Origin of the sequence: Bacillus cereus group sp. BfR-BA-01524 (assembly GCF_022662595.1) — a bacterium.
GTDB lineage: Bacteria > Bacillota > Bacilli > Bacillales > Bacillaceae_G > Bacillus_A > Bacillus_A thuringiensis_S.
The window spans coordinates 1-12,525 of record NZ_JAKUDW010000134.1 but is presented as its reverse complement, the minus strand read 5'-3'; the positions used below and the strand labels follow the sequence as shown (position 1 = coordinate 12,525).

Genomic DNA, 12,525 nt, shown 5'->3' with positions numbered 1-12,525 from the left:
CTAAAAATAAAAAAGTAATTAAAGATACAATATTACTAACAAAGTTCAAAAGTTTTCCAGATGCTGCCGCTTGAATAAAATCCAAACCAATTAATAAAAATGCAAAAATTAAAAATGACCCTGTCCCTGGTCCAAAAAATCCATCATAAAATCCTATCATTAAAATAACAAAGAAAAATATTAATGTTTTTCTTTGCGTCATCTTCTTATAGGTAGACACACTTCCCCAATTCTTTTTTGCAATAATATAAATAGCAATAAATACCAACATTACAAGTACTAATGGGCGTAAAATATCCGATGGAATAAATTTTACTACTAAAGCACCTGCAACAGCTCCAACAATAGTTAACGGGATTAACTTTCCTACAATTTTAAAATCAACTTTTCCTGATCGAATGAAATACATCGCACTCGTAAACGTCCCCATTGTTGCCGCTAATTTATTCGTTGCAATTGCCGAAGCCGGCGATAAGCCAACAAACATAAGCGCAGGAAGCGAAATTAACCCTCCTCCTCCAACAACGGAATCAATAAAAGCTGCTAAAAAACCGAATGCAATTAATAAAATAATGACTTGAAAACTTAATTCTTCCATGAACTTTACCCCTTACCCCTATTATTTACAACATTTTAAATTATAACAAAATTACATAAGAAAAAAAGCTGTTCCATAGAGGAACAGCCTTCATATTTAATCTAAAATTTTCACAAGTGGTTCATCTTGTTTTGCTTCACGTATAATAATAGCTTCTGGGCGTTCTACAGATTTAATCGTTACTTGTACTTTCATATAATTCGGGAAGTATTCCATAACAAGCCCTGCCACATATTGTGTAAAACCAATTATTTCAGCTTTTCCATTAAACTGGACAGGAATATCAAGCTTCATTTCTCTTAATTCATCATCTCTATACATACCAGTACCAATAACAGCTGTATAGTCACCTTGGAAATAATCGCTTAGTTTTGCCTTAAAGTTGGATACTCTTGCAAGATCTTCACGTTTATTATCTGTTTTCGCTTGCTCTGATGGGAACAAATAATATTTCTCATTAATTTGTTTCCAATCTTCAACCGTTTCACTACCTTTTTCTACATTTGCATAAGAAACAAAATTACCTGGCACGAGCGAAGACTTTGGAGTTTGACGATAAATCGCAAATGTTATCGGAATATTTTTTGTATCAGGTTGTTTTTGATGTATGACTTTCAAAATTTCTTGCGCCATTTTTTTCCCTTCAGCTAACATCTTTTCATCCGGGATTGCAGCTTCACGTGGATAACCATGCTCTTCGTTAAAATATTGAACAGAATTCATCGCTAATCCAACTACCATACCAACACGTTCCTCACCATTATCGCCTTTTTTCACATAATAATCATGCTCTAAAATATTTGAAATATATATTGGATTTTTTTTATTTTTCACTTCTAGTGATTCGGATCCCGTTCCTAATGCAGGGTTTAATCCTATATTAGGAAATTTAACTGCATCTTTTTTTAATTTGTCTTCTAGTTCCTTTTGTTCAGCATCTGTACGTTTTCTTTTAACAAGCATCTGTATCACTTGAGTATCTAGAGCACTTCCGCCTTTTAAAAAATTATCTTTCGTATTAAATGATTCTTTTGCAATTCGCATTAATCCTGTTTCAAATTCATCTATATCAAGACGACTATTTAGCCCTTGTACCACTAAACCACGTGCATTTCCACCATCAAATGGAATAGTCGTCTTATAATATTCATCCGAAATAGCGTATTTTGGAACAACTGATTGTTCCTTTGCTTTCCCCGATTTCTCAGCCACTTTTTCATCTTTGTCGGCACCTGCACTACACCCACTTACAAGTAGGCCCAGGCTTAATATCGCTAATGCTATTTTTTTCATGGTAAGTTTGCACCTCTTACTTATTTAGCTCTTGTAAGAACCTCTCTTCATTCCAAACCTCAACATTATGTTTCTCCGCTTGTGCTAATTTCGAACCAGCTGCTTCACCTGCAACAACCAAATCCGTACTCTTACTAACACTTCCTGTTACTTTTCCACCTAATGCCTCAATCTTCTTCTTCGCTTCACTTCGTCCCATAACTTCTAGCTTACCTGTTAAAACAACCGTTTTTCCTGCGAAGTAAGATTCAACATTTTGTAAATCTGCAATTTTTATACCTTTGTATGTCATATTCACGCCATACTCTTTAAACTGCTGTAATAACTCTAATACATCTTCATTATCAAAATATGTCACAACAGATTGAGCCATTTTTTCGCCAATTTCATTAATTGCTTTTAGTTCTTCTTCTGTTGCTTTTACAAGCTCATCCATCGTTTCAAAGTGCTCTGCAAATGTACGTGCTGCTTTCGCTCCAACATGGCGAATTCCAAGACCAAATAATAATCGCTCTAGCGAGTTTTCTTTAGAATTTTCAATTGCTTGTATTAAGTTTGTTGCTGATTTTTCACCAAAACGTTCTAACTGTAATAATTGCTCTTTCGTCAATGCATATAAATCAGCAAATGTACGAATATAATCTGCATCAAAAAGTTGTGTAATGACACGTTCTCCAAGTCCATCAATATTCATCGCATTTCTTGAAACGAAATGGATTAATCCCTCTCGAATTTGAGCCGGACAAGTCGGATTTATACATCGAAGTGCTACTTCTTCTTCTAAACGAACAAGTTCACTCTCACATGCTGGACAATGCGTTGGCATGCGGTATTCTTCTTCTTCACCAGTACGCTTATCAAAAATAACGTTCACAACTTCAGGAATAATATCTCCAGCCTTCTTCACAACAACGTAGTCACCAATTCGAATGTCTTTTTCACGAATTAAATCTTCGTTATGTAGAGAAGCACGGCGAACAATCGTACCAGCAACTCTCACTGGCTCTAGCTCTGCAGTCGGTGTTACAACCCCTGTTCGGCCAACACTTAATTCAATGCCTGTTAATCTCGTTACAACTTCTTCAGCTGGGAATTTATAAGCAATCGCCCATCTTGGACTCTTCGCTGTAGTTCCTAGACTTTCTTGAAGAGCAACATCATCTACTTTTATAACGATTCCATCAATCTCATAATCAAGATGCGGACGTTTTTCTTGCCATTCTTCTACATAAGCTATAACCTCTTCGATTGTTTCACATGTACGGCGATTTGGATTTGTCTTAAATCCGAGTTCACCTAAGAAATCAAGCGATTCACTGTGCGATGGAATTGTTTTTTCTTCTACATTCGCAAGACCATACACAAACATAGATAAGTTACGCTTTGCTGCAATTTTTGGATCAAGTTGACGTATTGAACCTGCTGCTGCATTACGCGGATTCGCAAATACATCTTCTCCATTTTGCTCTTTTTCTTCATTTAGTTTAACGAATGAACGCTTCGGCATATAAGCTTCGCCTCGTGCTTCTAACGTTACTTCTTCATTTAAACGAAGTGGGATAGCTTTAATCGTTTTTAAATTTTGAGTAATATCTTCACCCGTTACACCATCACCACGTGTCGCCCCTTGAATGAAGCGTCCTTTTTCATAATGAAGCGAAACGGCAAGCCCGTCAATTTTTAATTCACATATATATCTTACATTCGCATCATCAATTCCTTGACGTACTCTTCTGTCGAAATCACGTAAATCACCTTCGTTAAATGCATTTCCTAAACTTAACATCGGTGACTTATGTGTTACTTTTTCAAATATATCAAGAATAGTTCCCCCAACGCGAACGGAGGGAGAATCTTCACTCATAAACTCTTGGTTCTCTGCTTCTAATTTTATAAGCTCCTGCATATCACGGTCATATTCCGCATCAGAAACAGAAGGATTGTCTAATACGTGATATTGATAATTAAATGTATTTAACAAATCACGCAGTTCTTCTATACGTTTTTTTGCTATCTCTTTTGACATATCCTCATTCCTTTCTATTGTTTCGTCACAGGTGCAAATTTTGCTAACAAACGTTTAACACCAATCGGGCTTGGGAACGCAATATCTAATTCTTTTGCATCACCTTCACCTTTTACACTTACAACTGTACCGATTCCCCATTTTTGGTGGGAAGCTTTATCGCCTACTGCCCAGCCAATTTGCTCACCGCCTGTCGTCTTAGCTGCAGGACGCGCGAAAGCTGAACGAGAGCGTGTTGCGGTTGTCGTTGTCATTTTACTACTACTTGCTGTTCTGCCTTTTGCACCAAACGAATTTTCACGCTTCGGCGCTGTTTCATTTAATGATTCCACTAGTTCTGCCGGGATTTCTGTAATGAAGCGAGACGCAGCGTTCATACTTGTTCTACCAAATAAAGTACGCATTTGCGCATTAGATAAATATAGCTCTTCTTCTGCACGAGTAATACCTACATAAGCAAGACGACGTTCTTCTTGCATTTCATCCTCTTCCATTAGAGAACGAGTATGAGGGAATATCCCTTCCTCTAAACCAACAATAAAGACAACCGGGAACTCTAATCCTTTCGCTGAGTGCATCGTCATTAAAATAACTTCTTCACCAGCAGTTGGGTCTTCATCTACACGATCAATATCAGCAACAAGTGCTAAATCTGTTAAGAATGCAACAAGGCTCTTATCTTCACTTTGAGATTCAAATGTTTGCGTAACAGATAAGAACTCGTCTAAGTTTTCTAAACGACCTTCCGCTTCTAAAGAACGCTCATTTTTCAACATATCGCGATAGCCTGTTTTTTCAATAACTTCTTCTACTAATTCTGTAACAGATAAATACTCTTGCATATTTACCCAGTTGTGTAATAAACTTGCGAATTCTTTTACTGCCTTTGTAATTTTTGCACTTACTCCAACATGCTCTATCTCATCAAATACAGCAGTTAATGAAATTCCGTTTTGCACACCGTAATTAATAATTTTATCGATAGACGTCGCACCAATACCACGCTTTGGCATGTTAATAATACGTGCAAAACTAATTTCATCATCTGGATTACCGATTAAACGTAAGTATGCCAAAATATCTTTAATCTCTTTACGGTCGTAGAACTTAGTTCCCCCAACAATTTTGTACGGAATGTTAGATTTAAGGAAAATCTCCTCGACCATACGAGACTGAGCATTCGTACGATATAGCACTGCAAAATCAGTGTATTTTCGTTTCCCCATTTGAAGATCGTCACGAATTTTTTTCGCAACAAAATATGCTTCGTCCTTTTCAGTTGCAGCACGATAATACGAGATTTTACTTCCAACTTGATTGTCTGTCCATAATTTCTTCGGTTTACGATTCGTATTTTTTTCAATAACAGCATTCGCTGCATTTAAAATATTTTGTGATGAACGATAGTTTTGTTCTAACAAAATTACCTGTGCATTCTCATAGTCTTTTTCAAATGACAAAATGTTAGAAATATCTGCACCACGCCAGCGATAAATAGACTGGTCAGAGTCACCTACAACGCAAAGATTTTTAAAACGTGCTGCCAAATGTTTAACAAGAAGATATTGCGCTTTGTTCGTATCTTGATACTCATCAACATGAATATATTGGAACTTACGCTGATAAAACTCTAATACTTCTGGAACACGTTCAAATAGCTGAATCGTCGTCATAATTAAATCATCAAAGTCTAATGAATTATTTTTCAAAAGACGTTTTTGATACTCTGTGTATACATCGCTCGTTAATTTTTCATATGGATCAGCCATTGTAATTTTTTTTGCATATTTATCCGCAGATAACAGTTCATTTTTCGCATTACTAATACCCGCTAAAATAGAGCGCGGCTCAAATTTCTTCGGATCAATATTGCGCTCTTTCATAATTTTTTTGACTACAGTTAGCTGATCACCTGAATCTAAGATTGTAAAGTTACGATTAATACCAATACGATCGATATCGCGTCGTAAAATACGTACACACATAGAGTGGAACGTCGAAATCCAAATATCTTCTGCTTCTGGTCCCACAAGTTTATCAATACGCTCGCGCATTTCACGAGCTGCTTTATTTGTGAAGGTAATAGCTAGTACATTCCATGGTGCTACACCTTTTTCACCAAGCAAATACGCAATACGGTGTGTTAACACGCGTGTCTTACCACTACCTGCACCTGCCATTAGTAGAAGTGGTCCATTCGTTGTTTGTACTGCTTTTTGTTGCTGTGGATTTAAACCGTTTAATAACTTATCTGTCATACCCATATACGCCTGCACCTACTCTCCTTTTACTGCTTTAACTGTTTTTAATGCGGATTTTATATCATCATAAATAATATTTCCAACGACTACTGTATCAGCATACTGTGCCATTTCTTTCGCCTGTTCTGCATTAGAAATACCACCGCCATAATATAACTTGGCTTGTTTCAATTCTGCTTTTACATTTTTAACAAGTTCAACATCTCCATACGTACCGCTATATTCTAAATAAAATATCGGTAAATGTAATAACTTGTCCGCTAAACGCGCATATGCAATAACGTCATCTTCTGTTAAATCACATTTTGCATCTGTAAGCTGGGCTACTTTCGCTTCGGGATTTAAAACACAATACCCTTCCATAAAAATTTCGTCCCAGTCCATAATATCCCCAAATTCTTTCAATGCCTCATGATGAACACCTGTTACCCATTCTACTTTTCGGCTATTTAAAACACTTGGGATGTAATAAAAATCAAATCCTGGTGTAATTGCTTCTACATCAGAAACCTCTAATACACAAGGAACTGCATATCTACGAATGCTAACTAGCATGTGTAATACGTTATCAATTGTAACTCCATCACTTCCGCCTACAATAACAGCATCCGTTCCAGACTCACAAATCATTTCTAAATATTCATCGCTTAACTCCTTATTTGGATCAAGCTTAAATACATGTTTCCATCCGGAAATATCGTACATGAAAACACCCTTCCTTTTCTCTAGTTATATCTATAGTTCTGTTTAAAATAACAGTTAGTTTTTATCTTGTTTTTTTTAAATAGCTATTAAATATTTTTCAAAAAGAAGGATTTAATTTCACCTTCTTTTTATGCATTCTTTCATTATAACAAAAAAAGCTACTGACACACACGCCGATTCCAACATCTTTTTCAACGTCAAATGTTGGATTACATATCCCAAAAATCACACGGGATACTAATAAGAGAAGTAGTATTTACTATTTCAATTTTCATAAAAAGGAGTGTTTTTCTAATGAAGCAAAACATCGGGACAATAAACGCTCTAATTCGAATTACACTTGGGCTTGTCCTCTTCGGATGTAGTGCAACTAAACTTGTACGCAAGCCGTGGTGCACTTGGGCTAACATTTTTCTATGGATTGGTGCAATGAAAGTTGCAGAGGGAATTGTTCGCTTCTGCCCTATTGTTGAAGCGTGGAAATTTGGAAAATACATGAATATGGGCGCATTTAAAATGCCTGGCATGAATTTTGCTGAACAAGGACATGCTAAAGAAGAAGTGAATCAAACTTCCGCTCATGACAAGCCAAAGTCAAAGGGAAGTTATGACGCTTCTGACAAAGAGATTGAGTCAGCGATTGAAGAAATAATCCTGGCAAAACCGCTTTGAATCATTTGTCACGATGCAAGATGCTCTCAAAGAGACTTAGCTGCTGCAGTGGGCGGTTAAGTCTTCTTTATTTTACCATAAAAACAGAACGTACATTCCCTTTTTAAAATTAAAATGTACATAAAAGATATCAATCAATAAATTTCAGAAAATTAGGTGCATATCTCTTGCTTAAAATGATATAAAAGTGATATCATTTTTATATCAGGAGGCGATCATATGAAAGAAAAACAAGTATTTTATGTAAATGGTTTTCTCGGTATTATTGGAATTTTGATTTTAGCTGCTATCGGTGTATTTTTCCTTGCACAAGAAATTTTCGTAGGAGCAGCACTAACTATTATATTAGCGGCAATTCTCGCTACAGGTATCGGTATTGTTCAACCGAATCAAGCGAAAGTTATTACGTTCTTTGGTAATTATTTAGGAACAATTCGTCAAAACGGTTTATTTTTAACAATTCCATTCGCATTCCGTCAAACTGTATCGTTACGTGTTGAAAACTTTAATAGTAAGAAATTAAAAGTAAACGATGTTGAGGGAAATCCAATTGAAATTGCAGCTGTTATTGTATATAAAGTAGTTGATTCTGCAAAAGCAATGTTCGGTGTTGAACATTACGATCGATTTGTAGAAATTCAAAGTGAAACAGCAATCCGCCACGTCGCAACAAAATATCCTTATGACAATTTCCAAGATGAAACTTGCATTACGTTACGCGGGAATACTGAAGAAATCTCTGAAGAATTAAAGCGTGAGTTAGAAGCGCGCCTTGAAATCGCTGGCGTAGAAGTATTAGAAACTCGTTTAACACATTTAGCTTATGCAACAGAAATTGCCCATGCGATGCTACAACGTCAACAAGCAAAAGCGGTATTAGCTGCTAGAAAAGAGATTGTTGAAGGTGCTGTGAAGATGGCGAAGGATTCAATCCATATGTTAGATGAGGAAGGCGTACTTGAATTAGATGACGAGCGTAAAGCGAATATGGTAAACAACCTATTAGTTGCCATCGTTTCAGATAAAGGTGCGCAACCAGTTATTAATACAGGAAGCCTATACTAAGGGCTATAAGTAATTATGGCTAAAAAGAAAAGCTTTCCATTACGTATTGATCCTGAATTACACGCAGTCATCGAAAAATGGGCGAATGATGAGTTTCGTAGCGTCAATGCACACATCGAGTATTTACTTCGAGAAATGGCAAAGCAAAAAGGAAAATTGAAGAAAGATAAAGATGCATGAACAAACAGCCCACTGAATTTTCAGCGGGCTGTTTTTATACAAAGCAAGTCATCAATAAACTTGCTTAACGCTGCTGTTCTCACACTATCTTTCCGATAAATAAAATAAGTCGGAATAAACCTGTTTTCATGTACTAACGGTGTATGAATAAGTTCTTTATGGCTGTCAAATTGCTCTGCTACTTCACGTGGTAACATAGACACCCCAAGTCCAGCTTTTACGCATCCAATAATACCGTCTAAAGAATTTAATTCCATTATTTTTTTTGGAACAATCCCTTCAGATAGTAACCATTCTTCTAAAACTTTTCTATAAAAACAACCTGATTGAAAAACGATAAAAGACTGCGATTCCGAACATCCGTTATCCCACAAAACATTCCGCTTTGAAAGTAACATCATTTCCTCTTGGAATACTTCTATCTTTTCTAAAGCTGGATCATCTATACAATCAGCTACAAATGCCCCCTCTATTTCATATAAAAGTACCTTCTTCGTTAATTCTTCCGTATTGTGCGTTTGCAACATAATTTCCACTTCTGGATAGCGCATATGATAATTAGCTAAAATCGTGGGCAATCTAACAGCTGCTGCTGTTTCCATCGCTCCAATTTTCAATACTCCTCCAGGCTCCGCTGTATGTTTCACTTGCCTTTTTGATTCATTTAATAATTGAATCATTTTTTCAGCGTATGTTAACAACTTTTCTCCGGCTGGTGTTAATGTAACTCCATCTCGATGCCTATAAAATAATTGTGTTTCATATTCAGCTTCTAGCCGTTTTATTTTTGCTGTTATGTTTGATTGAACAAAATTCAACCGAATAGCTGCTCTTGAAATACTTTTCTCCTGCGCGACCATATAAAAAGCTACAAAATCTTGTAAGTTCATTCGTTCATATCCCTTCGTTCATATCATTAATTTTGATATTACATATAAAAAATCAGTATTTTACGCCCCATATATATTCCTCTATCATATATATTAGAAGATATTTCAAGAAGGGAGATTATATGAACGAGACAAAAACATGGAAAATGATTATAGCTGGGATATGTTCTTTAATAGCTGTCATGGGTATTAGTCGGTTCGCCTACACACCGATTATTTCTTTTATGGAAAAGCAAGCCCATATAGAAGATGACCTCGCTGGATATTTAGCATCCAGTAATTATCTTGGTTATTTACTTGGGGCATTCTTTATTGGATTCATTACGATAAAAAATCGTGAAAAAATATTACACCTCTGTTTATTCTTCAATGTTCTTTCAACTCTTTGTATGGGCTTAACCTCTTATATCTTTTTATGGTTTCCCCTTCGCTTTATCGGTGGTTTCACAAGTGCAATTGTATTTGTTCTTGCCTCTAGTATTGTTTTAGATTATTTATTTCAAAGTAATAAAGTCATGCTAGGTGGCATGATTTATAGCGGTGTTGGAATTGGCATTATTTTCTCTGGAAGTTTCGCACCTTTATTCAACTCAATTTGGAATTGGCAAGGTGCATGGATTGGGTTAGGACTTATTAGTTTTAGTTTAGCTATCCTTGTATGGAAATGGTTAAGAGAGGACAGTAGACGTACTATACAGCAACCAAAAAGTACTATACAAGCTACATCTCATAGAAAAAACTATTTATTTTGGCTTATTTTAGCTTACGGATTCGAAGGGTTTGGCTATATCATTACAGGGACCTTCCTTGTCACCATTGTAGAAAGAATTACACTATCACCCTTCTATGCATCTTGTAGCTGGATTATTGTCGGTATTGCTGTCATCCCATCTAGTTACATTTGGTCCACTGTTGCTCGGAAGTACGGACCAACACGAGCTCTTACATCCGCCTATATGTTACAAATTATAAGTGTACTTTCTCCACTCCTTATTCCAAACCTTTTTGGGGCATTTCTAAGTGCATTCCTTCTAGGTGCTACATTCGTCGGAATTACAATTTTAACAACTACAGAAGCAAAACGAATAAGACCGAATGAAAGTAATAAAATCATTGGTTATACGACAGGTGTTTATGGGATTGGCCAAATTATCGGTCCAATCTTTACAGGTATTATTGCAGAGCAAATGCAAAGTTTTTCCCTCCCACTCCTTGTCGCTGCTCTTACGTTAATTATCTCAATACTGCTATTATTAATTGGAGAAATAAGATGTAAGCAGGTAGAGAAAAAGTGTATATAGATACAAATAGTTTATAATCTCTTGAAAAGATTCAACGTACTATACTCTATTTCCTATAAAAAAAGAAGCTAACATATGTTAGCTTCGCGTAATCTCATGCCCAATCGCACGATATCCTATATCACTACGATAAAATAAGCCATCGCTTTCAATCTTTGCGATTTCTTTATACACTCTATCTTTCGCTTCTTGTAAGTCTTTCGCTTTATAAGCAATAAATAGTACACGGCCACCATTTGTTACAAAATCCCCATGCTTCATCGCTGTACCTGAATGAAAGACAATAGCATCTTCTAAACGATCTAATCCTGTAATAATTTCACCTTTTTTATACACTTCTGGATATCCTTTTGAAGCAAGTACAACACCAATTACTGCTTCCTCTGACCACTCTAACACTAACTCACTTTCATCTAATACAGCGTTACATACATCAACTAAATCATTTTCTAAGCGAGGTAATACAACTTCTGTTTCAGGATCACCAAAGCGTGCATTAAATTCAATTACCTTTGGACCGTCATTTGTTAAAATAAGCCCTGCATATAAAATCCCTGTAAACAATCGATTTTCTTGGATCATTGCTTGAGCAGTTGGATGTAATACGGTTTGAATCGCTTCTTGAACTGCTGATTCTGGAATTTGTGGTACTGGAGAATATGCACCCATTCCGCCTGTATTTGGGCCTTTATCAGCATCAAAAGCTCGTTTATGGTCCTGAGCGATTACCATCGGATGTACAGTTGTTCCATTTACAAATGCCATTAATGAAAATTCTTGTCCATCTAAAAACTCTTCAATAACAACCTTCTTACTTGCCGCGCCGAACTTCACATCTTGTAGCATTTCTTTCACAGCTTGTAATGCCTCTTCAAGCGTCAGTGCTACCGTTACCCCTTTACCAGCAGCTAATCCGTCAGCTTTAATAACAATTGGTGCACCAACTTTTTGAATGTACTGTACTGCCTCTTCATAATCTGTAAAAGTTTCGTACGCCGCAGTTGGAATATCATACTTTTTCATAAGCTCTTTTGTAAAAGCTTTACTACCTTCAATAACAGCAGCCGCTTTATTCGGACCAAATACGCGAAGTCCCTCTTCTTTAAAACGATCAACAATTCCATTCATAAGTGGAATTTCTGGTCCAACGAAAGTTAATTCCACATTATTCTCTTTGGCAAATAAAACTAATGCATCAAAATCATTTTCATCAATATCAACTGGTATTGCAACATCTCGCATACCTTCATTACCTGGTGCTACATATACCTTTTTCACTTTTGCAGATTGTGCAAACTTCCAAGCTAAAGCGTGCTCACGCCCACCGCGGCCGATTACTAAAACATTCATATTTCATCCCCCAATAATTAAATAAGTACAAACTAGAAGCTATGCTCCTAGTTTGCTTTTTCATATCAATAAAAGGTTATCTCGACCAGACTTTTTAAACATCCATATCAATAAAGGTTTAAAAAGGAGGATTAAGAGAACCGAGCAGGTCTAGGCGCATTTGCCAGGAGGACACGGAGTGTAG

The 12,525-nt window shown here is 36.3% G+C and carries 11 protein-coding genes; 4 read left to right on the top strand and 7 right to left on the bottom strand.

Annotated features, from left to right (window positions below; translation table 11 throughout):
• From MR170_RS27870 to pcrB, 5 genes are all read right to left on the bottom strand, one after another.
• Positions 1 to 598: TSUP family transporter (locus MR170_RS27870; protein WP_242310210.1), on the bottom strand; the 598-nt coding region annotated here is incomplete at its 3' end.
• A gap of 96 nt (positions 599 to 694) precedes the next feature.
• Positions 695 to 1,891, bottom strand: a complete 1,197-nt coding sequence (locus MR170_RS27865; RefSeq protein ID WP_016083728.1) for a CamS family sex pheromone protein — start codon at positions 1,889 to 1,891, stop codon at positions 695 to 697.
• Between the two features lie 16 nt (positions 1,892 to 1,907).
• Complete coding sequence (ligA, locus tag MR170_RS27860) at positions 1,908 to 3,917, bottom strand: NAD-dependent DNA ligase LigA (protein ID WP_016083729.1); 2,010 nt, start codon at positions 3,915 to 3,917, stop codon at positions 1,908 to 1,910.
• Between the two features lie 14 nt (positions 3,918 to 3,931).
• Positions 3,932 to 6,181 carry a DNA helicase PcrA gene (pcrA, locus tag MR170_RS27855; RefSeq protein WP_029441470.1) on the bottom strand — a complete coding sequence of 750 codons (2,250 nt, stop codon included), beginning with the start codon at positions 6,179 to 6,181 and terminating at the stop codon, positions 3,932 to 3,934.
• A 12-nt stretch (positions 6,182 to 6,193) separates the two neighbouring features.
• A complete protein-coding gene (gene pcrB / locus MR170_RS27850; RefSeq protein ID WP_000272109.1) occupies positions 6,194 to 6,883 on the bottom strand; it encodes a heptaprenylglyceryl phosphate synthase in 690 nt (229 codons plus the stop codon).
• A gap of 294 nt (positions 6,884 to 7,177) precedes the next feature.
• On the opposite strand from pcrB, the gene MR170_RS27845 reads away from it, so the two are divergent.
• The 3 genes from MR170_RS27845 (at position 7,178) to MR170_RS27835 (ending at position 8,800) form a co-directional block, all read left to right on the top strand.
• Complete coding sequence (locus MR170_RS27845) at positions 7,178 to 7,555, top strand: YgaP family membrane protein (protein WP_016083731.1); 378 nt, start codon at positions 7,178 to 7,180, stop codon at positions 7,553 to 7,555.
• A 219-nt stretch (positions 7,556 to 7,774) separates the two neighbouring features.
• Positions 7,775 to 8,620 (top strand): SPFH domain-containing protein, encoded by an 846-nt coding sequence (locus MR170_RS27840; protein WP_000660675.1) that lies wholly within the window; start codon positions 7,775 to 7,777, stop codon positions 8,618 to 8,620.
• 15 nt (positions 8,621 to 8,635) lie between these two features.
• On the top strand, positions 8,636 to 8,800 hold the full coding sequence (locus tag MR170_RS27835; RefSeq protein ID WP_001085171.1) for a type II toxin-antitoxin system antitoxin: 165 nt from the start codon (positions 8,636 to 8,638) through the stop codon (positions 8,798 to 8,800).
• 20 nt (positions 8,801 to 8,820) lie between these two features.
• Here the strand turns inward: MR170_RS27835 and MR170_RS27830 are convergent, their stop codons facing one another.
• Entirely contained in the window at positions 8,821 to 9,690 is an 870-nt protein-coding gene (locus MR170_RS27830) for a LysR family transcriptional regulator (RefSeq protein ID WP_029441469.1), read from the bottom strand.
• A gap of 122 nt (positions 9,691 to 9,812) precedes the next feature.
• Between MR170_RS27830 and MR170_RS27825 the strand changes: the two genes are divergently transcribed.
• Entirely contained in the window at positions 9,813 to 10,991 is a 1,179-nt protein-coding gene (locus tag MR170_RS27825) for a YbfB/YjiJ family MFS transporter (protein WP_029441468.1), read from the top strand.
• A gap of 78 nt (positions 10,992 to 11,069) precedes the next feature.
• On the opposite strand, the gene purD is transcribed toward MR170_RS27825, so the two are convergent.
• A complete protein-coding gene (gene purD, locus MR170_RS27820; protein ID WP_242310208.1) occupies positions 11,070 to 12,341 on the bottom strand; it encodes a phosphoribosylamine--glycine ligase in 1,272 nt (423 codons plus the stop codon).
• Positions 12,342 to 12,525: the final 184 nt, after the last annotated feature.